Genomic DNA, 22,601 nt, shown 5'->3' with positions numbered 1-22,601 from the left:
GGGCTGTTCCTCTCCGGGGGCCCACCCGCCCCCCCCCCCCCCCGGGGGGCGGCGCCCCCCGGGGGGCGCCGCCCCGTCGGCCGTCCGGGCCGGCTGCTCACGACACTGTTCACGACACTGCTCACGACACCGCTGGGTACTCCCCGCAGTGACAGCCCCCGCCCCAGCAGGAAGGCCACGACGTGGACCTCGGCATCGCAGGCAAGACCGCACTCGTCACCGGCGGTGACTCCGGCATCGGCTGGCAGACCGCCCGGATGCTGCTGGAGGAGGGCGCGACGGTGGTCATCTCCGACATCGACGCCGACGCCCTCGCGGAGGCGGCGGCGCAGCTCGACGCCCCCGAGGGGCGCCTCCACCACCACGCCGCCGACGTCCGCTCGCTGGAGCAGATCGAGGCGCTGCGTGACGCCGTCCACGACGCCGTCGGCGCGATCGACATCCTGGTGCAGTGCTCCGGGGTCACCGGCGCCCAGGGCCTGTTCCACGAGATCGACGACGACGGCTGGGTCGACACCCTCGCGATCGACCTGCTCGGGCCCGTCCGGCTCACCCGGGCGTTCATCGACGACCTGCGCGGTGGCTGGGGTCGCATCGTCTACCTGACCTCCGAGGACGCCACCCAGCCGTACGACGACGAGCTGCCCTACTGCGCCGCCAAGGCCGGGGTGCTGTCGTTCGCGAAGGGTCTGTCCCGCTCGTACGCCTCCGAGGGGCTGCTCGTGAACTGCGTGTCGCCCGCGTTCATCCACACCCCGATGACCGACGCGATGATGGAGAAGCGCGCCGACGAGCTCGGTGTCTCCTTCGACGAGGCCGTCGAGTCGTTCCTGTCCGAGGAGCGCCCCTTCATGGAGCTCGGCCGCCGCGGCGAGCCCGAGGAGGTCGCCTCCGTCATCACCTTCCTCTGCTCCGACCGGGCGAGCTTCGTGAACGGCTCGGAGTACCGGGTGGACGCCGGCTCCGTCGCCACCCTCTGAGGTGCTCGCGCACCGGGACACCGGCGGGGGCGTGGGCGGGCCGGACGGCGCCCCGGTCCTGCTGCTGCTCCACGCGTTCCCGCTGTCGTCGCGCACGTGGCGGCGGCTGGTCCCGCTGCTGGAGCCGTGGGCGCGGGTCGTCACGCTCGACCTGCCGGGGCTCGGCGCCTCGGCGGTCCCGGACGCCGACCCCTCGATGGCGTACGTGGCCGACGCGGTCGTGGAGGTCCTCGACGCCCGCGGCGTCGAGCGGTGCGTGCCGTTCGGCGTCTCGACCGGCGGGTACGCCGCGCTCGAGCTCGCCGCCCGGCACCCCCACCGGCTGGCGGGGCTCGTGCTGGGCAGCACCACCCCCGAGCGCGTCGCGCCCGACGTGCCCGAGGAGCGGCGCGCGGTCGCCGACGAGGTCGAGGCGCGGCGCAGCACCGGACCGGTGGCCGACAGCGCGCAGGAGGGCCTCGGCCCGACCGCCCGCCGCGAGCAGCCGGAGCTCGAGGCCGAGCTGGCCGCGCTGATCGCCGCCACCGACCCCGACGGCGTGGCCTGGATGGCGCGGGCGATCGCCGCCCGCGAGGACCGGACCGCCGTCCTGGCGTCGTACGACGGGCCGGTGCAGCTCGTCTTCGGCGCGGAGGACGAGGCGACCCCGCCGTCCTGGGGCGAGCGGATGCGCGACGTGCGGCGGGCCGCCGGCCGCGACGCCCGCCTGGACGTGCTGCCGGCGACCGGCCACCTCACCGCGCTGGAGCGACCCGCCGAGGTCGCCCGGCTCCTGGCGACCGCTCAGGCGGGCTGAGAGGTCCGGATCGCCTCGCGTGCGGCGTCGCGCGCGTTCTCGTCGTCCCCGGACACGTTCCACAGCAGCACGCCGGCCACGGTGTCGCCGTCCCGGTAGCGGATGGTGCGGGCGCCGTCCTCCGGGCCGTCGGAGACCTCGGTCTCCAGCGAGCTGTCGAGCGTGCCGACCGCCTCGTAGCGGGTGCCGAGCACCGCGGAGTAGAAGTACGGCGTGTGGTCGTAGGTCTCGTCGGAGCCGGCCATGACCCGGCCGACCGTCTGCCCCATCGTCGTCGCGTTGTCGACGTGCTCGATGCGGCTGCGGCCCAGGACACGGTCCGGGTACGACGCCACGTCGCCGGCCGCGAACACGTCCGGCGCACTGGTGGCGAGGCGCTCGTCGACGACGATCCCGCCGTCGTCGCCCACCTCGAGCCCGGCGGCCTCGGCGAGCTCCGTGGCGGGCTCGATCCCGAGGCCCACCACGGCGACGTCCACGTTCAGCGTCGAGCCGTCGTCGAGCGCCAGGGTGACGCCGTCCAGCCCGGCGGACCCGCCGACGACGGACGTCCCGGGCCGCAGCTCGACGCCCGCGGAGGTGAACAGCCCCTCGAAGTCGGAGGCGAGGTCGGCGGGGAACTTGGTCTCGTTCAGCACGGAGTCGGGGTGGACGAGCTCGACCCGGCACCCCTCGGAGATGAGCGCCGCGGCGATCTCGGTGCCGATGTAGCCGCCGCCGACCACGGCGACGTGGGGCTTGTCGTCGGCCAGCTCACGCAGGTGCAGGTAGTCGCTCAGCGTCCGGAAGTAGACGACCTTGTCGCCCGGCTCCAGCCCGTCGATCCGGGTGGGCCGCCCACCGGTGGCGAGCAGCAGCCGACCGTATCCGATCGTGTCGTCCCCGGCCGTCACCTGCTTGGCGTCGGTGTCGACCGCGGTGACCCGGGTGTCGAGGACGACGGTCGCGCCGGTGTCCTCACCGGTCCCGAGCGCCGTGTTCTCCACCGTGAAGTCCGGGTCGGTCCAGAGCTTCTTCGACAGCGCGGGGCGGGGGAACGGCGCGGTGGGCTCCTCGCCCAGGATCGCGATGGAACCGGTCTCGTCGCGCTCGCGGATGCCGCGGGCCGCGGAGTCGGCGACCATCCCGCCGCCGACGATCACGTAGTCGAAGTCTCGATGCATGCCCGCCCGTACCCCACCCCGCCGGTCTCAGGTGTCGGCGAGGTGGTCGAGCAGGGAGCGAGCCCTGGCGAGTGACCGCGGCGTCGAGGTGGTCGAGCAGGGAGCGAGCCCTGGCGAGTGACCGCGGCGTCGAGGTGGTCGAGCAGGGAGCGAGCCCTGGCGAGTGACCGCGTCGAGACCGCCGCGCCGCGACCGGCGGTCTCGACGCGCTCCTTCGCTGGCGCTCAGTCACTGCTCGACCACCTCGGCGTTCCTTCGCTGGCGCTCAGTCACTGCTCGACCACCTCGGGGAGTCCCGCCCGGGGGCGTCAGAAGCGGTAGCCGAAGCGCTCCAGGTCGGCGGCGTGGGCCCGCTCGACGAGGCGCCGGCTCTCGGGCGAGTACGACGTCCACCAGGCGCGGTCGCGGTCGGTGACGTTGGTGGGCGGCACGGCCAGGTCGAGGCCGAGACCGTCGCGCAGGTCGGTCTCGAGGTGCTCCATCCGCAGGACGACGTCCGCCTCGTCCACGTGACCGGGGTTGATCCGCCGCGGCACCGCGGGGTCGGGGATCACGAGCGTGAGCCAGGCGTCGAAGTCGTGGGTCACGGCGTCGACGATGCGGTCGACCATCCCCGGGGTGACGTGCACCCACGAGTCGGGGTCGCGCAGCTCCTCGACCCACCGCGTCCGCGTCCGCTCGTGCTCGGCGACGTAGAAGTCGAAGGGGTTGCGCGTCGTGGTCACCACCCGCAGGCCGTGGTCGCCGGGCAGCAGCCCGGCGGCGACGAGCTCGGTGACGGTCCCGTGCTTGGCGTCGACGCCGGCGGTCCGCACCGCTCCGGGCGCCGGCACCTCGGTCACGCCCGGGCGGGTGAGGAACGCCTCGCGCAGCGCGGTGCTCGCCGTCCCGGGCGCGGCCGTGACGACGAGGCCGGCTTGCTGGTCGACCAGGGCCATCAGGGCCTCACGGCGTCGGCCGCCGGCTCGTCGACAGGCCCGTCAGCAGGCGGCGCGCCTCCCCGGCGACGGTGCGGGGCCGCAGGACCGGCGTCCCGCCGTCGGGCCCCTCCGCCATGCCCGCCACTGCGTCGGCGAGGGCGTCGGTCGCGGAGATGCCCGGGCCCCAGCCCAGCTCGGTGCGGGCCCGGGTGGTGTCCACCAGCGGCACCGTGTGCGCCAGGTCCAGCCAGCCCGGGTCGAGGCGGCTCACCCGGGCGTGCCAGGCCAGCGCCGCCGCGCGCCGCACGACGGCCGCGGGGACGTGCACCAGCCGTGCTCCCAGCGCGGTCGCGATGTCCTCCGCGGTCACGGGCGGCTCGGCGGCGAGGTTGAAGGGGCCGGTGGCCCGCTGCTCCAGCACCCGCCGGACGGCGTCCGCGACGTCGTGGGCGTGCACGACCGGGACGACGGTGCCGCGGTCCATCGGCAGCACCGGGACCGCCCGGACGGCAACCCTCGGCACCAGCGCCGGGAGCGCGTAGCGCAGCAGCGCGCTGCCCGCCTCGGCCTGCCCGACCAGCCCCGGTCGCAGGCGCGCGACCGCGAGCCCGGGGTGCTCGGCCTCGAGTCCGTCGAGGATGCGCTCGACGTCCGACTTGTCCCGCGAGTAGGCCGAGCCGGGCACGCCGGTGGTCGGGTACGACTCGTCCACCGGGTCGAGCGAGACCCGCGGCGCGTAGGCGCCGACGGACGACATGTGCACGAGGTGCGGCACGCCGGCCCGGACGGCGGCGCGCGCGACGTTGAGGGTGCCGTCGACGGCCGTGGCCCGCAGGCGTGCGTCGTCCCGGCCGGGCTGGAAGCCCCAGGCGAGGTGCACGACCGCGTCGTGGCCCTCGAAGGCCTCCGCGAGGACGCGCTCGGCGTCGTCCGAGGCCAGGTCGACGGCGACCCAGTCGACGCGTCCGAGCGGCTCGGGCGCCGTCGTCGGGTCGGGCGGGCGGCGCACGACGCCGGTCACGGTCGTCGACTCCCCCGCCGGGGCGCGGCCGGTCCCCGGGTCGAGGAGACGGCGCAGCACCGCCGTCCCCAGGTTCCCGGTCGCGCCGGTCACGGCCACCCGCATGTCGCTCCTCCCGGTCGCGGCCCGGTCGGGCCCCGTCCAACCCGCCGTACCCGCTGAACGAGAGGTGAACCCTGGGCCCCCGACCGGGCGCGGGGTGACTAGGAGGGGGGCTCGGGGGTACCCGCCCGGCACCGCCCTCTCCGCTGCACCGACCAGTCCGGGAACCACCCGGGCCCACGACCCCCGAAGGGGAACCCATGACCTCGATCCTGTTCGGCTCCATCTCCTCCGTCGCCGACACCTCGGAGCTCCAGCGCTGGGCGTTCAACAAGGCGTTCGCCGACGCCGGCCTCGACTGGTCCTGGGACCGCGAGGACTACCGCGAGATGCTCACCGGCAACGGCGGAGCCGACCGCGTCCGCGCGTACGCCGAGCAGCGCGGCGAGCAGGTCGACGCCGACGCGATCCACGCGGCGAAGTCCGAGGCGTTCCGCTCCTCGCTGGCCAAGGACGGCGCCGAGGCCCGCCCCGGCGTCGTCGAGACCGTGCAGGCCGCGAAGTCGCTCGGCATGCGCGTCGCCCTGGTCACCACGACGTCGCCGGAGAACGTCGAGGCGCTGCTGACCGCGCTGTCCCCGGCGCTGACGCGCGACGACTTCGACCTCGTCCTCGACACCACCTCGGTCGAGACCACCAAGCCCGACCCGGCCGTCTACGCCAAGGCCCTCGCCGAGCTCGGCGAGGAGGCCGGCGCGTGCGTGGCCATCGAGGACAACGTCGGTGGCGTCCAGGCGGCCAAGGCCGCCGGGGTCGCCTGCATCGCCTTCCCGAACGCCAACACCGTCGCCCACGACTTCTCCGCGGCCGACCGCACCGTCGACCGTCTCGACCCGGCCGACGTGACCGGCCTGCTCGAGGCCTGAGCGCGCCCCCGCCCCCGCCCGACAGACCCAGGAGCACCCGCATGTCCATCGTCGAGTCCCGCCTGACCTCCGACGCCACGACCTTCCACGTCGAGGCCTACGAGAAGATCGACTACACGCTGACGTACGTGGACGGCGTCTTCGACCCCGCAGACACCCACCTCGCCGACATCTACCGGCCGTGGGGTCGCTGCCTCATGGTGATCGACGACGTCGTCGACGACCTGTACGGCGAGCGCGCCCGCGCCTACTTCGCCGCGCACGACATCGAGCTGGTGACCTACCGCCTCGTCGTCGACGAGACCACGAAGGCGTGGACCACGGTCGAGGGGATCGTCGACGCGTTCGCCGACTTCGGGCTGGTCCGCAAGGAGCAGCCGCTGGTCGTCGGTGGCGGGCTCGGCACGGACGTCGCCGGCTTCGCGTGCGCGGCCTTCCGCCGCTCGACGCCGTACGTGCGGATCCCGACGACGCTCATCGGCCTGATCGACGCGAGCGTGTCGATCAAGGTCGGGGTCAACCACCGCAAGTACAAGAACCGTCTCGGCGCCTACCACGCGTCCTCGACGGTGCTGCTCGACTTCGGCTTCCTCGCCACCCTGCCGGTGGACCAGGTGCGCAACGGCATGGCCGAGATCATCAAGATCAGCACCGTCGGCGACAAGCGGACCTTCGACCTCATGGACGCCCACGGCGAGGCGCTGCTGGCCACGCACTTCGGCCACGTCGACGGCGAGGTCGACGGGCGCTGGCACGCCGCGAGCTCCGAGCTGCGGGAGGTGGCGCACGAGATCACCTACCGCGCCATCCAGCGCATGCTCGAGCTGGAGGTGCCCAACCTCCACGAGCTCGACCTCGACCGGGTCATCGCCTTCGGCCACACCTGGAGCCCCACCCTCGAGCTGGCGCCGGACGTGCCGTTCTTCCACGGCCACGCCATCTGCATCGACATGGCGCTGTCGACGACGCTCGCCGAGCAACGCGGGCACGTCACCGCCGAGGAGCGTGACCGCGTGCTGTCGCTGATGAGCCGCATCGGGCTGTCGCTCGACTCCGAGCACCTCACCCCCGAGCTGCTCGAGCGCTCGACCGCCGCCATCCTGCAGACCCGCGACGGCCGCCTGCGCGCAGCGGTCCCGGCGCCGGTCGGCGAGTGCGTCTTCCTCGACGACGTCTCCGCGGACGAGCTCGTCAGCGCGCTCGACAAGCACCGCACCCTCGTCGCCGAGCTGCCGCGCGGCGGCGCCGGGGTGCAGGCGTTCGTCGACGAGGGCCTGTCGGCGTGACGGCTCTCCCCGGCACCCTCGGCCCCGACACCGGACCCGAGTCGGGCCTCCGGCCGGTCACCCCGGCCGGGATCCTCGCCGAGCGCCTCGGCGACCTCGTGGCGCGGGCCGAGGCCGGGGAGGACACCGCCTCGCTGCTGGTCGACCTGACCCGCGCCCACGAGCTCGCGGCCGGGCTCGAGCCGTACGTCGCGGCGTCCACGTCGCCGGAGTCGTCCGCGCTGTCGGCGCTGGCGGCCCGCACCCGCGAGGCGCACTGGAGCGAGGACTCGCCCCTCGAGGCCGAGATGCTATCCGGGCACGTCGAGGGCCGGTTCCTCCGCACCCTGGTGCGGGCCACCGGTGCGCGACGGGTGCTCGAGGTCGGGATGTTCACCGGCTACTCCGCGCTCGCCATGGCCGAGGCGCTGCCCGACGGCTCGGGCCCGGGCTCCGTGGTCGCCTGCGAGCTCGACCCCGGCGTCGCGACGTTCGCGCAGGAGTGCTTCGACGCGACCGGGCCCGAGGGGGCCGGGTCGCGGATCGACGTCCGCGTCGGGCCGGCGTCCGACACCCTCGCCGCGCTCGCCGCGGAGGGCGCGGTCTTCGACCTGGTGTTCGTCGACGCGGACAAGACGGGGTACGCCGACTACGTGCGCGCCGTCCTCGACACGCCGCTGCTGGCGCCCGACGGGCTGCTCGCGCTCGACAACACGCTGCTGCAGGGCGAGCCGTACGGCGCCGGCGTGCTCAGCGACAACGGCCGCGCCATCGCCGACGTGAACCGGCTGCTCGCCGACGACGACCGCGTCGAGCAGGTGCTGCTGCCCCTGCGCGACGGCGTCACGCTCGTGCAGTGGGCCACCGGGCCCACGGCCCCCGCACGCCCGACCGAGGAGGACTGATGGACGTCCAGGTGCTGGAGCCCCTCGGGGCCCGCGTGACGGGGCTGTCGCTCGACACCCCGCCCGACGAGGCGACCGTCGAGGCGATCGTCGGGCTGCTCGCCGACCACGGCGTCGTCCACCTGCCCGGCCAGGACATCGACGACACTGCGTTCGCGGCGTACCTGCGCTGCTTCGGCGACCCCGTCTTCACCGTCGGGGAGACGCCGGTGCCGGGCTTCGACGACCTCAACGTCATCTCCAACGTGGGCCGGACGACGCCGCCGCGGTCGACGTTCCACGTCGACACCAGCTACGTCTCGTCGCCGCCGGCGTACACCTCGCTGCGGGCGGTGACGATCCCGGAGCAGGGCGGGCAGACGGTCTTCACGAACCAGTACCGCGCCCTCGACACCCTGCCCGCCGACCTCCGCGCCCGGATCGAGGGACGCCGGATGCGCCACGTCGTCACCGGCGTCGACCCGGGCGAGAGCCAGGAGAAGGAGGCGTGGCACCCCCTCGTGCGGCCCCACCCCGTCTCCGGGCGCGACACGCTCTACCTGACGACGCCCGCGCGCTGCGCCGAGATCGAGGGCATGGACGCCGACGAGACCGCCGAGACGGTTGCCGCGCTGACCGCCCACTCGACCGCGCCGGAGAACTGCCTGCGCCACACCTGGGCGAGCGGCGACGTGGTGATGTGGGACAACGGCACCGTCCTGCACGCCGCCGACCACTCCGGCGTCGTCGGCGACCGCGTGATGCACCGCGGCATGGCCACCGGGTACGCCGCACCGCTGACGGGGACACTGTCGGAGTGACCCCGTTCCGCCCCGGCCTGCCGCCGCGCCTGAGGACGCTGGGAGCGCTCGCCCTGCTGGGCGCGGCGCTGCCGGCGAACGCGGCGGTGACCGCCGGCGCCGCCGTCGTCGGGGCGGCGCTCGGCGCCCCCGCCCCGCCGGAGCCCGCGGGCGGGCGGCGGACGGTGATGCTGTCCGGCGGCAAGATGACGAAGGCGCTGCAGCTGGCGCGGTCGTTCCACGCCGCGGGCCACCGCGTCGTCCTCGTCGAGGCCGGCCGCTACCGGTTCTCCGGGCACCGGTTCTCCCGCGCCGTCGACGCGTTCCACGTCGTCCCGCCGTCCGGCGACCCGGCGTACGCCGACGCGCTGGTCGAGGTGGTGGCGCGCGAGGGCGTCGACGTCTACGTGCCGGTGTGCAGCCCGGCGTCCAGCCGTCACGACGCCCTGGCGAAGCCCCGGCTGGAGGCGCTCGGGGTCGAGGTCGTGCACCTCGACCCGGACGACCTCGAGGAGCTCGACGACAAGGCGTCGTTCGCGGCGCTCGCCACCGCGCTGGACCTGCCGGTGCCGCTGACCCACCGGGTCACCGACCCGGCCGAGGTGGCGGACTTCGACTTCGCCGCCCACCCCGGCGTCCGTTGGGTGCTGAAGTCGATCGCCTACGACCCGGTGAACCGTCTCGACCTCACCCCGCTGCCGCTGGCCACCCCCGAGGAGACCGCGGCGTTCGCGGCGTCCAAGCCGATCTCGGCCGACAACCCGTGGCTGCTCCAGGAGCTCGTGGACGGCGTCGAGTACTGCACCCACGGCACCGCCCGCGACGGGCGGCTGCGGGTGTGGGCGTGCTGCGCGTCGTCGGCGTTCCAGGTCAACTACACGATGGTCGACCACCCGGAGATCGAGGCGTGGGTGACCCGCCTCGTCGAGGAGCGCAAGCTCACCGGCCAGGTGTCGTTCGACTTCCTCGAGCGCGCCGACGGCACCATCGCCGCGATCGAGTGCAACCCGCGGACGCACTCGGCGATCACGATGTTCCACCGCCACCCCGGCCTCGCGGCGGCGTACCTCACCGACGAGCCGATCGGCAGCACGCCGGGCGGCGACCGGGTCGTGCCGCTGCCGGACTACACCCCGACGTACTGGGCCTACCACGAGCTGTGGCGCCTGCTGAGCGACCCGACGTCGCTGCCCGAGCGGTGGGCGACGGTGCGCCACGGACGCGACGCGATCCTCGACGTCCACGACCCGCTGCCCTTCCTGCTCGTGCACCACCTGCAGGTCCCCTCGCTGCTCCTGCGCGCGCTCGTGACCGGACGCGACTGGATCCGCATCGACTTCAACATCGGGAAGCTGGTCGAGATCGGTGGCGACTGAGCCGGCGGGACGGGGCGCCGCCGTTCCTGCCGAATCGGCGCGCACCCGGGTGCTGCACCTCGCCGGTTCGGCGGAAACGGCGTTCCTCGCCGACCTCTCGCGCCTGTACGCCGCCGGCGCGCTGGCCGCCGCGGCCGACGGCCCGTACGAGCACGTGGTCGCCTGGGTCGAGCCCGGCGGCGGGTGGCGCTTCCCGGCCGACCTGTCGCGGGAGGCCGTCGCCGCGGCGCCGGTGGTGTCACGGGCGAAGGGCCTCGCCGTCCTCGCCTCGCTCGAGGTGGACGTCGCGCTGCCGCAGATGTTCTGCCGGTCCGGCATGACGGCCTACCGCTCGCTGCTCACCGACGTCCTCCGCGTCCCGACGGTCGGCAACACCGGTGACGTCATGGCGATCGGTGCGCACAAGCAGCGTGCGCGGGCGATCGTGGCGGCGGCCGGGGTCGCCGTCCCCGACGGCGAGGTGCTGCGCCCCGGCGACGTCCCGACGCTCGCGCCGCCCGTCGTCGTCAAGCCGGTGGACGCCGACAACTCCCACGGCGTGACCCTGGTGCGGGAGCCGGGCGAGTACGACGCCGCCCTCGCCACCGCGTTCGAGCACGCGGGACCCACGCAGCAGGTGCTCGTCGAGACGTACGTCGAGCTCGGCCGCGAGGTCCGGTGCGGCATCGTCGAGCGCCGCACCGACGACGGGGTGGAGCTCGTGTGCCTGCCCCTCGAGGAGTACGCCGTCGACCCCGACACCAAGCCGGTCCGCGACGCCGCCGACAAGATCACCCGCAGCGACGACGACGGCACCGAGGGCGGTGGGGACCTGAGGCTGATGGCGAAGGACGCCGACCACGCCTGGATCGTGCCGCTCGACGACCCGGCCGTCCCCGCCGTCCACGAGCTCGCGCGGCGGGCCCACGTGGCGCTGGGGTGCCGGGACCACAGCCTCGTCGACGTCCGGATCGACCCGCACGGGACGCCGTACTTCCTGGAGGCGAGCCTCTACTGCTCCTTCGCCCCCAGCAGCGTCGTCGTCATGATGGCGGCCTCGGCCGGTGTGCCGCTCGAGGCACTGCTCGCCGACCAGGTGGCCGCGGCTCTCGCCCGCGGGGCCTGACGCTTCCGCCGCCCTGTCACGATCGTCGGCATGAACATCGACACGCGGAACCTCCGCCGGGTGATGGGGCGCTCCGCGCTCGTCGTCGCCGCCATCCAGGGTGCGACCGCCGCCGTCGCGATCCCGAAGCAGCGACGCGACTACGTCGACGGCATCTGGGGCCCCGGTCTCGCCGCGGTGGCCGTGACCAGCGCCGTCGCCGGCGAGGGCGACGCGCGACGCCGGTGGGCGCTCGCGGCGGCGACGTCCGTCTGGGGCGCGCGCCTCGGGACCCTGATGCTGGGCCGGCTCCGCAGCAAGGACACCGAGGACGAGCGGTACACCGAGTTCCTCGGCGACGCCTCGACCGCGCAGGTCCTCGCCAAGGTGTTCCTCACGCAGGGCGCGGCGCAGCTGCTGGTCTCCCTGCCGATCCAGATGGCCGCCGCGAGCGAGCTGCCGTCCGGACGGCGTCGCCTGCTCTTCCCGCTCGGGATGGCCGCGATGGTCGCGGGGACCGTCGTCGAGGCCGTCGCCGACCGGCAGAAGGACGCCTTCATGGCCGAGAAGAAGGCAGCGAAGGACCGCGGGGACGCCGACGTCCCGGACATCCTCGACACCGGGCTGTGGGGCTGGTCGCGCCACCCGAACTACTTCGGCGACTCCGTCGTCTGGGACGGCGTCTACCTCGCCGGCGCCGCCTCCGCCCCGACGGCCTGGACGTTCCCGGCCCCCGTCGCGATGTCGTACTTCCTCGTCTACGCGACCGGCGCCAAGCGCACCGAGCGGCGCATGCAGGAGCGGCCGGCGTTCCGGGAGTACCAGAAGCGGGTCGCCTTCTTCGTCCCCTGGCCGAAGCGGGCCGTCACCGGGGCCTGAAACCCGGTCGCGCCGCGCCGTCGTCCTGCCTAGCGTCGGTGGTGATGACGAGCAGCGACCTGTGGACCCGTGAGACCGCCGAGGCGTACGACGCCGACGAGGCGGAGATGTTCGACCCCGCCGTCCTCGACCCGACCCTCCACGTCCTGGAACACCTCGCCGACGGCGGCCCGGTGCTCGAGCTGGCGGTCGGCACGGGCCGCGTCGCGGTCCCGCTCGCCGACCGCGGGCTCGCGGTCGCCGGCATCGAGCTGTCGGCACCGATGGTCGAGGTGCTCCACCGCAAGCGCCCGGGGCTGCCCGTGACCGTCGGCGACATGGCGACGGCGACCGCCCCGTCCTCGGTCGCGGCGCCCGGCTCCTTCACGCTCGTCTACCTCGTCTTCAACACGCTCGGGAACCTCCGGACGCAGGACGAGCAGGTCGCCTGCTTCGCCAACGCCGCCCGCCACCTCGCCCCGGGTGGGCGGTTCGTCATCGAGCAGTTCGTCCCCCACCTGCGCCGCTTCCCACCCGGGCAGGCCGCCGTCCCGTTCGACGTGAGCGAGGCCCACACCGGTTTCGACGTCTACGACCAGGCCACCCAGGAGGGGACCTCGCACCACTTCACCCGGGCCGACGACGGGTCGTACCGGTACGGCGTCCATCACTTCCGCTACGTCTGGCCCGCCGAGACCGACCTCATGGCACGCCTCGCCGGACTCGTGCCCGAGTCGAGGCACGCCGACTGGGCCGGCACCCCGTTCACGGGTGACAGCGGCTCCCACGTGTCGGTCTGGCGCAAGCCCGGCTGAGGCTCAGCACCTGCGGTGGAAGGTGACGGTGTCGTCGGGGTGCCAGCGGGTCTCGTACTTCGGGTCGTGGGTGCGGTGGTGGTGGTGGTGGGGGCAGAGCAGGGCGCCGTCGTCGACGGTGGTGTGGCCGCCTTCGGCCCAGGCGTGGCGGTGGTGGGTCTCGCACCAGGGGGCGGGGACGTCGCAGCCGCGGGCTTGGCAGGTGGGGTGTTGCAGCTCGAGGGCGAGGCGTTGGGGGCCGGTGTGCAGGCGGCGGGTGCGGCCGAGGTGGAGGGTCTCGCCGTCGCCGGAGACGACCCAGCCGCGCACGCCGTGCTGGCAGCCCAGCCGGATGGCCTCGCCCACGGAGACGGGGGCGCCGCCGGTCGTGGTGCCGTAACCGGTGTAGCCGGTGTAGCCGGTGTAGCCGTGCTCGGTGGCTTCTTGGCGGAGGGTCTCCTCGGTGATGGTGACCACGACGGTGACCGGGGATCCGCCGTGGGTGGGGAGCCGGTCGGTGGGGAGGTTCTCGATGAGGGTGCAGAACGCTTGGCCGAGGCGTTGGGAGTCGGTCAGCCGCTGACCGTCGGTGACGGTGTCACCGTCCAGGGGACCGTCATCCTCGAAGGGGATGCCTCCGTCGAGGTGGGTGCGCCGCGGGTTGGTGATCGCGCGTAGGGCGTTGTCGAGGATGGAGGCGTGCAGCTCGGGGATCTCCCCGCGGAACCGTCGGGTGCCGCGCCCGGTGCGGGACATCGAGAAGGAGGTCTCGCGGCGAGCCTGTCGTTCCTCGTCGGCCAGGCGTTGGGCCTCCAGGCGCTCGGCGACCTCAGGCGCGACGGCCTCGAGCAGCCGCGCGCCGAGGGTGCGGATCTGGGGCGGGGTGAACTCACCGCAGTGGCCGAGCATCACGGTCTCCGCCTGGACGAGGAGGTCCGGGTCGAGGGCGTCGTCGCCGGTCCGCGGTAGCCGGTCGAGGGCCTCGACGGCGGCGCGGGCGTGCTCGGTGGTGATCTCGCCCGCAGCGAGCGCTGCGGCGAGGCGGGGCCAGCGGTCCAACGCCTTCCCCAGCGTGGTGGCGGCGTGGAGCCGGTTGGCGCGGGTGTGCTGCTCGCCGGCGAGCCAGTCCGCGGCGGATCGTGCGGCGGTGCCTTCGGCGATCGAGTCGGGTCCGGAGCAGGCGGTCAGGACCCGCATCAGCAGTGCGTCCAGGCTGGCCTGCGCCCGCCCCAGCGTCCTCAGCAGCTGGCCCTGGTCCTCGGCCGCGAGCCAGGACGGGTCCGAGCCGGCGTCGATCGCCCCGTGGGCCGCGGCCAGGCCGGTGGTCAGCGACGAGGCAGCGGTCAGCAGCGGGTGCGCGCCGACGCCCCACCGACCCGCCTGCTGATCGTCGTCCCTGACCATGGTTCGAACATACGCTCGACCACCGACAGTGGCGGGCCGTCGTCCACACGCAGTCACCGCGGGTGGTTGAGGTGTGACGAGCCCTGGCGAGGAGCCTCGAAACCCGGTGAGGGGTCTCGACAAGCTCGACCGCCGGTGGTGCGGGCCGTTACTGCGCGCACCGGGGTCTCGAGGCTCGGCCGCGGGCGGCCTCACACCTCGACCACCGCGCTGGTTGAGGTGCGACGAGCCCTGGCGAGGAGCCTCGAAACCCGGTGAGGGTCTCGACGAGCTCGACCGGCGGTGGCGCAGACCGACCACCGCGGTGGTTGAGGTGTGACGAGCCCTGGCGAGGAGCCTCGAAACCCGGTGAGGGGTCTCGACAAGCTCGACCGCCGGTGGTGCGGGCCGTCTGCGCGCACCGGGTCTCGAGGCTCGGCCGCAGGCGGCCTCACACCTCGACCGCCGCGGTGGTTGAGCCTCGAACCCGGTGAGGGTCTCGACGAGCTCGACCGGCGGTGGCGCAGACCGACCACCGCGGTGGTTGAGGTGTGACGAGCCCTGGCGAGGAGCCTCGAAACCCGGTGAGGGTCTCGACAAGCTCGACCACCGGTGGTGCGGACCGACCGCCGGTGGTGCGGACCGTCTCTGCGCGCAACGGGTCTCGAGGCTCGGCCGCGGGCGGTCTCACACCTCGACCGCCGCGGTGGTTGAGCCCCGAAACCCGGTCAGGGGTCTCGGCCAGCTCGACCGACGAGAGTGCGCACAGGGGCACGGTTGACCGCGGGGTGAGGATCGACCCATGACCCTCACGACCCACCCCGTTCTCGCGACGCTCACCGACGCCCTCCCGGCGCAGGTGCTGGCGACGGACGACGACGTGCTCGCGGCGTACGCGCATGACGAGGCCGAGTGGGCGCCGCACGGCCGGCCGGTCGCGCTGGTGCGCGCGCGGACGACCGAGGACGTGCAGGCCACCGTCCGGGCGTGCCTCGCCCACGGCGTCCCCGTGGTGACCCGCGGCGCGGGCACGGGGCTGTCGGGGGCCGCGAACGCCGTCGACGGCTGCGTCGTCCTGTCGACCGAGCGGATGACGGAGATCCGGGAGATCAACGCGCTCGAGCGGCTCGCCGTCGTCCAGCCCGGTGTCGTCAACGACCACCTGCGTGAGGCCTGCGCGGAGCAGGGGCTCTGGTACCCGCCGGACCCCGCCAGCGCCCCCTGGTCGACCATCGGCGGCAACGTCGGGACGAACGCGGGCGGCCTGTGCTGCGTGAAGTACGGCGTCACCCGCGACTACGTGCTGGAGCTCGAGCTGGTCAACGGGCTCGGCGAGCTGGTCCGCGTGGGTCGCCGGACGGCGAAGGGCGTGGTCGGTTACGACCTCGTCGGGCTCATGGTCGGCTCCGAGGGCACCCTCGGCGTCATCACGGAGGTCACCGTCCGGCTGCGCGCCGCCCGGGCACCGGAGCGGACCGTCGTCGGCTACTTCGACTCCGTCGTCGACGCCGGCCGCGCCGTCGAGGCGGTCGGCGCGAGCGGCGTCCTGCCGTCGGCGCTGGAGCTCGTCGACCGTCACTGCCTGAAGGCCGTCGACGACTGGAAGAACATGGGCCTGTCGGCCGACGCGGACGTCGTCCTGCTGGGCCGCACCGACGCGCCGGGCGCGGCCGGTGACGCCGAGGCGGAGGCGATGGTCCGCTGCTTCGAGCAGGGCGGTGCGACGTTCGCGGCCGCCTCGACCGACGAGGACGAGGCGGAGGCCCTGTTCATGGCCCGCCGCATGGCCTACCCCGCCCTGGAACGGCTCGGCCCGCTGCTGACCGAGGACGTCTGCGTGCCCAAGGCCGCCGTCCCGGAGATGCTCGCGCGGATCGAGAAGTCGGCGGCCACCCACGACGTCCTCATCGCCAACATCGCCCACGCCGGCGACGGCAACCTGCACCCGCTGATCATCACGCCACCCGGTGACGACGCCGCCCGCGTGCGCGCCCAGGCGGCGTTCGAGGAGATCATCGCCGACGCCCTGGACCTCGGCGGGACCGTCACCGGCGAGCACGGCGTGGGCCTGCTGAAGCGCGACGGGTTGCACGCCGAGCTGAGCCCCGAGGTGGTCGCGATGCAACGGGCGGTCAAGGCCGCGCTCGACCCGCGCGGGATCCTCAACCCCGGCAAGGTCCTCTGACCTGCGCCGGCCGGGTCAGCCGCTCGCCGACCCGAACCGGAAGAGCGTCCCCACCGGCGGTCGCGGGACCGGTTCCCGGGTCAGGCGGTGGACGCCGACGCAGAAGTCGGTCCCCTCGGGGGTGACCAGGTCCTCCTCGACGAGCCCGTGCGCGGCGAACGAGCGGCGGATCCCCTCGGCGGGGTGCTCCTCGTCGTCGGACTCGACCAGCGGCCCCGCGTCGGACGTCGTCCACGGCCCGCGCGTCCAGACCACGCGGGCACCCGCGGCCGCGAGCTGCGGCAGGGAGACGGCGAGCCGGTCGACGTCGTCGTCGCTCAGGTGCCCGAGGACACCGCAGAGGAGGACGACGTCCGCACGCGCGACCCCCGTGTACGTCGCCAGGTCACCGGCGTCGCCCTCGACGACCCGCGCGGACTCCGCCAGCCCGAGGCGGGTGGCCTGGCGCCGTGCTTCCTCGGCCAGCCGGGGGTCCTGCTCGACCAGGCTCACCCGCGGGAGCCGCGCGCTCACCGCCGCCACGGGCAGCACGTCGCGGCCGTCCCCGGCGCAGAGGCTCGTCACGTACGGCGGCCGCGCCGTCGCGAGGTCGACCGCCTTGCCGACCAGCTGGCGCACGACCGCGAGCCGCTGCGCGAGGTGACCCCGCGGGTCGTCGTACCCGCGGTGCCACTCCACCCAGTCGATGGCTCCGTCGTGCGGCATCGCTCCATCCAACCCTCTCCGTCAGGGTCGTGACGACCCCCGGCGCCGACGCGGGGTCCGCGAACGAGGTGGCTGGGAGCGCATGTGGTCGCGCACGGGCGCCAGCAGCTCGGTGAGCGCGGCGGAGCCCTGCGCGGGCAGCGCACTGAGGAACAGGCTCCGCACCACGTCCACGTGACCGGGCAGCACCCGCTCGAGCCGCTCCCGCCCCTCCGCGGTGATGCTCACGGTCACCCCGCGCTCGTCGTGGGCCGCCGGTGCCCGCGAGACGAGGCCGGCCTTCTCGAGCAGCCCGGCCTGGTAGGTGAGTCCGCTCCGGCTGAACACGATGCGGTCCGCGAGCTCGGTCATGCTCCGGCTGCCGGCGGGCGAGTCCAGACCGAGGACGGCCAGCAGCTGAAACTGCACGAAGCTGAGGTCGCCCTCGTCGCGCAGCTGCTCCTCCACACCGTGACGCAGCAGGCCGGCCACCTCCATCACGGCGAAGTACGCCGCGAGCTGCTCGGGATCGAGAGGTTCCTCGGAGTGGTCCGCCATGGCGTGATCCTACGGCTTGCTTTGAATTCGAAGCACCGCTACCGTTCCCATAGTTGTTTCGAATTCGAAGCATCAACGGAGGAGACACCATGAGAGCCATCCGCTTCCACCAGTACGGCGGGCCCGAGGTCCTGCGCCACGAGGACGTCGACGTGCCGAACCCGAGCCGGGGTCAGGTGCGGGTCCGCGTCGCCGGCACGTCGTTCAACGGGGTCGAGAACAACATCCGTGCCGGGCGGATGCAGGGGCCGATGCCCATGGCGCTGCCCCACACGCCCGGCGTCGACGTGGCCGGCGTCGTCGACGCTCTCGGCCCCGGGGTCGAGGGCCCCGCCGTCGGTGACGCGGTCGTCGCGTTCCTGCCCTTCGCCACCGACGGTGCCGCGGCCGACCACGTCCTCGTCGAGGCGGCGTCGCTCGCGCCCGCTCCGACCTCCGTCCCCCTGGCTGAGGCCGCGGTCCTGCCGACCGTCGGCCTCACGGCGTACCAGGCGCTCTTCGTCCACGCGGACCTGCGACGCGGGCAACGCGTGCTGGTCAACGGCGCGGGCGGGGCCGTCGGCGCGTACGCCGTGCAGCTGGCCCGTGCGGCCGGCGCCCACGTGGTCGCCACGGCGGGCCCGACGGGCCGCGACCGGGTCCGCGCGCTCGGAGCCGACGAGGTCGTCGACCACACGACCACCGACCTCCTCACGGCGGTGGGCAACCCCGTCGACGTCCTGCTCAACCTGGCACCGGTCGACCCGGCCACCTACGCGTCGCTGGTCGCTCTCGTCGCCGACGACGGGGTGGTGGTGGGCACGACCGTCTGGATGCCTGCTCCCAGTGACGAGCCCCGTGGCGTCCGAGGGGTCGACATGTACGTCGAGAGCGACGCGGCCCAGCTCGCGGAGCTGACCGCGCGCGTCGACCGCGACGAGCTCCGCCTCTTCGTCACCGAGCGGGTCGCCCTGGAGGACCTGCCCGACGTCCACGCCCGCGCCGAGGCCGGCACCCTGAGCGGCAAGGTCCTCGTCGTGGTCGCGCAGGACTGAGGCTGGCTAGCCTCGGCGCCATGGCCCGGCTGCTGCTGCTCAACGGCCCGCCCGGCATCGGGAAGTCGACCCTGGCGCGGCGCTACGCCGCCGACCACCCCGGCACGTTGTGCTGTGACATCGACGTGCTGCGGACCCTGATCGGCGGGTGGCAGGACGACTTCCTCACCGCCGGCGGCCTGGTCCGCCCCGCCGCGCTGGCCATGATCTCGGCGTACCTGCGCGACAGCGGGGACGTCGTCCTCCCCCAGCTGCTCGCGGTCCCCGCCGAGCTCGCCCGCTTCGAGGCCGCCGCCACCGACGTCGGCGCCGCCTTCGTCGAGCGGGTGCTGCTCGACACCGCCGACGCCACCGTCGCGCGCTTCCACCGTCGCGGCCGGGGCGCCGACGAGTCCGCCGACCCCTGGCACGAGCAGGTCCGCGGGATCGTCGCCGCCCAGGGCGGGGACGACGTGCTCCGTGACCGTCACGCGGTGCTCACCCGGCTCGCCGCCGAGCGGCCCGGCGCCGTGGTGGTCCGCAGCCGGGAGGGCGACGTCGACGGCACGTACGCCGCCCTGTTGGCGAGCCTGCCCTACTGAGCCTCCGGTGGTCGGTCAACGACAAGCATCGGACGGAGTGGAATCTGATCCCTCCACCGGGCGGGCAAGCGCGCGTAGTGCTCCAGCGTGAGTCGCGTGAGATCCGACCCTCCGAAAAGCCGGAGGTTCTGCCTCTCCCTCTCGAGGTCGACGGCATCCTTCGAGAACGAACCGAGGGTCACAAAGAGACCGACCTCATTCGACGCCAGTGTGCCGATCAGGCGCTGGACATCCGGCCGACTTTGGGTCGCTGTCGTGTGTTTGCACTGGACCTTGATCAGTGGGGGTTCCAGGCCCAGTGCGTCCTTGTGCGCGATGACGTCGACGCCTCCATCAGCGGAGTAGGGCGTCACTCTCGCCTGGTAGCCCATGGCACGCAGGAGCCCGGCAGTGAAGTGCTCGAATTGTTCATGCGACAACTCGGTCAGCAGCACCTTCACGATGAAGTCTCGAGTGTGTTCGTCGATGCGATCGGCGCTGATCTCGCTCTTTGCCTCTTCCTCGAGGTCTGTATCGGAGACGTCTGGAGGCGTGACCACCGTCGTCCGCTCGAAAGACTCCTCCGAGGATGTGTTCAAGAAGGCTCGGAAGATGTCTTCATGCTTGCGCACCCGAAACAGAGTGACGGCTGAACCAATCTCGTAGAGCGCAGATTGGGGGAAAAGCCCCCTGGCGACACCGACCCTCATCCATCGCACAGGACGCCGATGCGGGTGGCGCCCGGCGACCTCGTCGAAAACGTAGGGTCCGCTCACCACACCGAAGTTCAGCGTGCTGTCCGGCTTGTACGGGGCAACGATCAGATCGCCCTCGGACATCTCGAAGGCAAACCGGTGAAGAACTCCGGCCCTCACGGGCACGGCGCCCGGCTTGATCTGCGGGTAGGTGGTCCGAACCAGCCGCTTGATGCGTTCACGATCGGCGCCGATCGTTCTTAGGTCTGGTATTTCTTCCCAGCCGATCGACACGAATCCGCCCTCAACGAGTTCGGCTCCCAGGGTGTCGTTGTGGATTCCCCACATCTTGGTCATGCTTCCCACCCTGCCTCATCTGTGTTTCTGTGGCTGATGGCGTCGCAGGGTCGGGTCGGAGCCATGCGCATGAGCAGCTCGCAGTCGTAGGCCTAACCTCACCTCATGACCACCGCTCGGCTCGTGCCCGTCACGGTCGAGATGGACGGCGAGGAGCTCGACGCCGAGGACGCCTGGCACCTCGTCCGCCGGCACGGGCTCAAGGCGATCGCCGTCCAGTCGTTCCGGCGGTTCCGGTACGGCGACGGCTTCACCAACTCCCGTGCGCTGGCGCTGCAGACCGCGCTGGCCGTCGTCCCGTTCCTGCTGGCGGTGGCGGGCATCGCCGCGGACGTCGACGACGACGCCTGGTCGCGGGTCATCGGCACGACCGTGAACGCCGTGGCGCCGGGCGGCGGCAGCGACGACGCGCTGGCGCGGGCGGCGGAGGGCTCGGAGGAGTCCGGGGAGGTGGCGCTCGTGCTGGGCCTGGGCCTGGCCGCGCTCACCATGATGACGGCGATGGCGCAGGTCGAGCGGGGCAGCAACCGGATCTACGGGATCCGCCGGGACCGCCCGGCGCTGTGGAAGTACGGGCGCGCCGCGGTGTTCACCGCCGTCCTCGCCGCCCCGGTCGGCCTGGGCCTCGCGCTCCTGGTCGCCGGCGGGGCGTTCGCCGACGCGATGACGGAGGAGTACGGCTGGTCCGACGGGGCCCGGGTGGCGTTCGAGGTCGCCCGCTGGCCGCTCGGGCTCGTGCTGCTCGTCGTCACCATCGCCACCCTCTTCAACCACGCCCCGCGGCGGCGGCAGCCGGCCCTGTCGTGGCTGGCGCTCGGGTCGGGGGTCGCCGTCGTCCTGGGGGCGACCGCGGCGGCCGCCCTGGCCCTCTACGTCCGGCTCAGCGGGTCCTTCGACACGACGTACGGGCCGCTGGCCGGGATCATCGCCCTGCTGGTGTGGAGCCAGCTGTCCGCGATGGGGCTCTTCTACGGCATCGCGGTGTGCGCGCAGCTGGAGGCGATCCGCGCCCACGACCCCGACCCCGCCCTCGACGACCCGGGCCGCCCCCACCACCAGTCGGTGTCGAAGCGGGTGTGACCCGCCGGCGGCGCGGTCAGCCGGACGACGTCCGCCCGCGGCGCACCGCCGACGACGAGGCGACGTCGTCCACGATCTCGACGATGTCGCCCAGGTCGGAGATCAGGCGTCCGTAGAGCGGCCACAGCAGGCCCTCGAGACCGTCGCGACCGATGGCGCGGGTGAGGGAGCGCAGGTCGGCGGCGAGCTCGCCCACCTCGGCGCTCGGGTCGGCGACGCGGCGTCCGGTCCGACCGAGCAGGTCGATCCAGGCGTCGCGGAAGTCGGCGTCCCACTCCTGCGACGACGCGGTGGACTCGTGGATCGCCCGGGCCATCCCGCGGACGCTCGCCACGCCCACCTCGAGCGGGCGCAGCACCTCGTCCATCGAGTCCGGGTCGCTGAGCCGACCGGGGTCGAGCCGCCGTCGCGGGTTCCACCAGTGGCTCTCCACGGTCTGCCGCACCCAGCCTCGCGCGTCCGCCAGCTCGTCGTCGATCTCGCGGGTGCGCGCCATCCAGCCCTCGGAGAGCTCGGAGCCGAGCTCGGGGCCGCACAGGTCCTCGGCCATCCCGGCCAGCAGCCGCCCCAGGTGGGCGTTGACGCGGTCGAGGGCGAGGACGGCGCTGCGGTCGCTCACCGGCGGCACCAGCACCACGTTGACCACCAGCGCCACCACGACCCCGACGCCGGTCGCCGCCAACCGCTCGCCCAGCAGGACGACGTCGTCCGCCATGCCACCGGTCAGGACGAACAGCGCGGTCGTCGCGACGGCGACGCCCTCGGTGCGCAGGCCCGGCAGACGGGCCACCACGAGGCCCACCAGCAGCGCCAGCGCGAGCGTCAGCACGCCGTCCCCGAGCAGGGACGACGCCCCGAAGGCCAGCACCACCCCGAGGAACGTGGCCGCCACCGACTGCGCCCCTCGGTGCACCGAGCGGTAGACGGTCGCGTGGACGGCGAGCAGCGCGGTCCACGGCGCGAGGTACGGCGACGCGAGGCCGAGGACCTCGGCGGTGAGCACCCAGGCCAGGGTCCCGGCCACGACGGCCTTGACGACCTGCAGCGCGTCGGTCTGGGTGCCCGGACGCCGGGCCGCGCGCAGCAGCGCAGCCCACGGCGAGCGGTCGGGGCGGGTCACGGAGCCTCCCGGGTCGGCCGGGTCGGTGGCGTCGGT

22 protein-coding genes are annotated in these 22,601 nt (G+C 73.7%); 14 read left to right on the top strand and 8 right to left on the bottom strand.

The features are described from left to right. The first annotated feature begins 182 nt into the window (after positions 1 to 182). Together MJ876_RS04465 and MJ876_RS04460 are read left to right on the top strand one after the other, a co-directional pair. Positions 183 to 980, top strand: coding sequence for an SDR family NAD(P)-dependent oxidoreductase (locus tag MJ876_RS04465; protein WP_240234860.1), 798 nt, complete (start codon positions 183 to 185; stop codon positions 978 to 980). A gap of 1 nt (position 981) precedes the next feature. Continuing rightward, positions 982 to 1,776, top strand: a complete 795-nt coding sequence (locus tag MJ876_RS04460; RefSeq protein WP_240234859.1) for an alpha/beta fold hydrolase — start codon at positions 982 to 984, stop codon at positions 1,774 to 1,776. Here the strand turns inward: MJ876_RS04460 and MJ876_RS04455 are convergent. From MJ876_RS04455 to MJ876_RS04445, 3 genes are all read right to left on the bottom strand, one after another. Further along, entirely contained in the window at positions 1,764 to 2,939 is a 1,176-nt protein-coding gene (locus MJ876_RS04455) for an NAD(P)/FAD-dependent oxidoreductase (protein ID WP_240234858.1), read from the bottom strand. The genes MJ876_RS04460 and MJ876_RS04455 overlap by 13 nt on opposite strands. Positions 2,940 to 3,247: 308 nt before the next feature. Beyond that, positions 3,248 to 3,877, bottom strand: a complete 630-nt coding sequence (locus MJ876_RS04450; RefSeq protein ID WP_240234857.1) for a hypothetical protein — start codon at positions 3,875 to 3,877, stop codon at positions 3,248 to 3,250. Between the two features lie 7 nt (positions 3,878 to 3,884). Beyond that, positions 3,885 to 4,985, bottom strand: coding sequence for an NAD-dependent epimerase/dehydratase family protein (locus tag MJ876_RS04445; protein WP_240234856.1), 1,101 nt, complete (start codon positions 4,983 to 4,985; stop codon positions 3,885 to 3,887). Positions 4,986 to 5,182: 197 nt separating this feature from the next. Between MJ876_RS04445 and MJ876_RS04440 the strand changes: the two genes are divergently transcribed. Genes MJ876_RS04440 through MJ876_RS04405 form a run of 8 tightly spaced genes read left to right on the top strand, consistent with a single transcriptional unit; the run spans position 5,183 to position 12,930 of the window. Next, positions 5,183 to 5,848 carry an HAD family phosphatase gene (locus MJ876_RS04440; RefSeq protein ID WP_240234855.1) on the top strand — a complete coding sequence of 222 codons (666 nt, stop codon included), beginning with the start codon at positions 5,183 to 5,185 and terminating at the stop codon, positions 5,846 to 5,848. A gap of 41 nt (positions 5,849 to 5,889) precedes the next feature. Then, on the top strand, positions 5,890 to 7,134 hold the full coding sequence (locus MJ876_RS04435; protein WP_240234854.1) for a sedoheptulose 7-phosphate cyclase: 1,245 nt from the start codon (positions 5,890 to 5,892) through the stop codon (positions 7,132 to 7,134). After that, positions 7,131 to 8,018 (top strand): class I SAM-dependent methyltransferase, encoded by an 888-nt coding sequence (locus MJ876_RS04430; protein WP_240234853.1) that lies wholly within the window; start codon positions 7,131 to 7,133, stop codon positions 8,016 to 8,018. The genes MJ876_RS04435 and MJ876_RS04430 overlap by 4 nt, the downstream gene beginning before the upstream one ends. Beyond that, the gene (locus MJ876_RS04425) at positions 8,018 to 8,818 is read left to right on the top strand and encodes a TauD/TfdA family dioxygenase (protein WP_240234852.1); all 801 of its coding nucleotides are present in this window, start codon (positions 8,018 to 8,020) and stop codon (positions 8,816 to 8,818) included. Before MJ876_RS04430 ends, MJ876_RS04425 begins: the two co-directional genes overlap by 1 nt. Then, positions 8,815 to 10,173: a hypothetical protein gene (locus MJ876_RS04420; protein ID WP_240234851.1), complete on the top strand. Its 1,359-nt coding sequence runs from the start codon at positions 8,815 to 8,817 to the stop codon at positions 10,171 to 10,173. Before MJ876_RS04425 ends, MJ876_RS04420 begins: the two co-directional genes overlap by 4 nt. Then, complete coding sequence (locus tag MJ876_RS22110) at positions 10,163 to 11,278, top strand: hypothetical protein (RefSeq protein WP_240234850.1); 1,116 nt, start codon at positions 10,163 to 10,165, stop codon at positions 11,276 to 11,278. The genes MJ876_RS04420 and MJ876_RS22110 overlap by 11 nt, the downstream gene beginning before the upstream one ends. A 30-nt stretch (positions 11,279 to 11,308) precedes the next feature. Further along, positions 11,309 to 12,136, top strand: a complete 828-nt coding sequence (locus tag MJ876_RS04410) for a DUF1295 domain-containing protein (protein WP_240234849.1) — start codon at positions 11,309 to 11,311, stop codon at positions 12,134 to 12,136. 44 nt (positions 12,137 to 12,180) lie between these two features. Further along, a complete protein-coding gene (locus MJ876_RS04405) occupies positions 12,181 to 12,930 on the top strand; it encodes a class I SAM-dependent methyltransferase (RefSeq protein ID WP_240234848.1) in 750 nt (249 codons plus the stop codon). Between the two features lie 3 nt (positions 12,931 to 12,933). Here the strand turns inward: MJ876_RS04405 and MJ876_RS04400 are convergent, their stop codons facing one another. Next, positions 12,934 to 14,313 (bottom strand): HNH endonuclease signature motif containing protein, encoded by a 1,380-nt coding sequence (locus MJ876_RS04400; protein WP_240234847.1) that lies wholly within the window; start codon positions 14,311 to 14,313, stop codon positions 12,934 to 12,936. Positions 14,314 to 15,094: 781 nt separating this feature from the next. Here MJ876_RS04400 and MJ876_RS04395 point away from each other — a divergent pair. Further along, complete coding sequence (locus MJ876_RS04395; RefSeq protein WP_240234846.1) at positions 15,095 to 16,477, top strand: FAD-binding oxidoreductase; 1,383 nt, start codon at positions 15,095 to 15,097, stop codon at positions 16,475 to 16,477. A gap of 15 nt (positions 16,478 to 16,492) precedes the next feature. On the opposite strand, the gene MJ876_RS04390 is transcribed toward MJ876_RS04395, so the two are convergent. Both MJ876_RS04390 and MJ876_RS04385 read right to left on the bottom strand, forming a co-directional pair. Continuing rightward, positions 16,493 to 17,182: a class I SAM-dependent methyltransferase gene (locus MJ876_RS04390; protein WP_240234845.1), complete on the bottom strand. Its 690-nt coding sequence runs from the start codon at positions 17,180 to 17,182 to the stop codon at positions 16,493 to 16,495. 21 nt (positions 17,183 to 17,203) lie between these two features. Then, on the bottom strand, positions 17,204 to 17,719 hold the full coding sequence (locus tag MJ876_RS04385; protein ID WP_240234844.1) for a MarR family winged helix-turn-helix transcriptional regulator: 516 nt from the start codon (positions 17,717 to 17,719) through the stop codon (positions 17,204 to 17,206). A gap of 89 nt (positions 17,720 to 17,808) precedes the next feature. Between MJ876_RS04385 and MJ876_RS04380 the strand changes: the two genes are divergently transcribed. Both MJ876_RS04380 and MJ876_RS04375 read left to right on the top strand, forming a co-directional pair. Next, positions 17,809 to 18,753, top strand: a complete 945-nt coding sequence (locus tag MJ876_RS04380) for an NADP-dependent oxidoreductase (protein WP_240234843.1) — start codon at positions 17,809 to 17,811, stop codon at positions 18,751 to 18,753. 20 nt (positions 18,754 to 18,773) lie between these two features. Then, complete coding sequence (locus tag MJ876_RS04375; RefSeq protein ID WP_240234842.1) at positions 18,774 to 19,334, top strand: AAA family ATPase; 561 nt, start codon at positions 18,774 to 18,776, stop codon at positions 19,332 to 19,334. Here MJ876_RS04375 and MJ876_RS04370 read toward each other — a convergent pair. Continuing rightward, on the bottom strand, positions 19,328 to 20,365 hold the full coding sequence (locus MJ876_RS04370; RefSeq protein ID WP_240234841.1) for a restriction endonuclease: 1,038 nt from the start codon (positions 20,363 to 20,365) through the stop codon (positions 19,328 to 19,330). The two genes, MJ876_RS04375 and MJ876_RS04370, sit on opposite strands and share 7 nt — an antisense overlap. Before the next feature lie 105 nt (positions 20,366 to 20,470). On the opposite strand from MJ876_RS04370, the gene MJ876_RS04365 reads away from it, so the two are divergent. Next, entirely contained in the window at positions 20,471 to 21,445 is a 975-nt protein-coding gene (locus MJ876_RS04365; protein WP_240234840.1) for a YihY/virulence factor BrkB family protein, read from the top strand. 16 nt (positions 21,446 to 21,461) lie between these two features. On the opposite strand, the gene MJ876_RS04360 is transcribed toward MJ876_RS04365, so the two are convergent. Continuing rightward, positions 21,462 to 22,565 carry an aromatic acid exporter family protein gene (locus MJ876_RS04360; RefSeq protein ID WP_240234839.1) on the bottom strand — a complete coding sequence of 368 codons (1,104 nt, stop codon included), beginning with the start codon at positions 22,563 to 22,565 and terminating at the stop codon, positions 21,462 to 21,464. Positions 22,566 to 22,601 lie beyond the last annotated feature (36 nt).

It is taken from the genome of Nocardioides sp. CFH 31398 (assembly GCF_022436705.1).
In the GTDB taxonomy this organism is placed as follows: Bacteria; Actinomycetota; Actinomycetes; order Propionibacteriales; family Nocardioidaceae; genus Nocardioides.
The sequence above is the reverse complement of the archived record's forward strand: the minus strand, read 5'-3'. Positions and strand labels throughout refer to the sequence as shown.

Coding starts and splice junctions, on each gene's coding strand:
- MJ876_RS04370 (WP_240234841.1), bottom strand. CDS start 20,365: ATGACCAAGATGTGGGGAATCCACAACGACACCCTGGGAGCCGAACTC.
- MJ876_RS04385 (WP_240234844.1), bottom strand. CDS start 17,719: ATGGCGGACCACTCCGAGGAACCTCTCGATCCCGAGCAGCTCGCGGCG.
- MJ876_RS04440 (WP_240234855.1), top strand. CDS start 5,183: ATGACCTCGATCCTGTTCGGCTCCATCTCCTCCGTCGCCGACACCTCG.
- MJ876_RS04405 (WP_240234848.1), top strand. CDS start 12,181: ATGACGAGCAGCGACCTGTGGACCCGTGAGACCGCCGAGGCGTACGAC.
- MJ876_RS04395 (WP_240234846.1), top strand. CDS start 15,095: ATGACCCTCACGACCCACCCCGTTCTCGCGACGCTCACCGACGCCCTC.
- MJ876_RS04425 (WP_240234852.1), top strand. CDS start 8,018: ATGGACGTCCAGGTGCTGGAGCCCCTCGGGGCCCGCGTGACGGGGCTG.
- MJ876_RS04410 (WP_240234849.1), top strand. CDS start 11,309: ATGAACATCGACACGCGGAACCTCCGCCGGGTGATGGGGCGCTCCGCG.
- MJ876_RS04450 (WP_240234857.1), bottom strand. CDS start 3,877: ATGGCCCTGGTCGACCAGCAAGCCGGCCTCGTCGTCACGGCCGCGCCC.
- MJ876_RS04390 (WP_240234845.1), bottom strand. CDS start 17,182: ATGCCGCACGACGGAGCCATCGACTGGGTGGAGTGGCACCGCGGGTAC.
- MJ876_RS04380 (WP_240234843.1), top strand. CDS start 17,809: ATGAGAGCCATCCGCTTCCACCAGTACGGCGGGCCCGAGGTCCTGCGC.
- MJ876_RS04445 (WP_240234856.1), bottom strand. CDS start 4,985: ATGCGGGTGGCCGTGACCGGCGCGACCGGGAACCTGGGGACGGCGGTG.
- MJ876_RS04455 (WP_240234858.1), bottom strand. CDS start 2,939: ATGCATCGAGACTTCGACTACGTGATCGTCGGCGGCGGGATGGTCGCC.
- MJ876_RS04365 (WP_240234840.1), top strand. CDS start 20,471: ATGACCACCGCTCGGCTCGTGCCCGTCACGGTCGAGATGGACGGCGAG.
- MJ876_RS04375 (WP_240234842.1), top strand. CDS start 18,774: ATGGCCCGGCTGCTGCTGCTCAACGGCCCGCCCGGCATCGGGAAGTCG.
- MJ876_RS04435 (WP_240234854.1), top strand. CDS start 5,890: ATGTCCATCGTCGAGTCCCGCCTGACCTCCGACGCCACGACCTTCCAC.
- MJ876_RS04400 (WP_240234847.1), bottom strand. CDS start 14,313: ATGGTCAGGGACGACGATCAGCAGGCGGGTCGGTGGGGCGTCGGCGCG.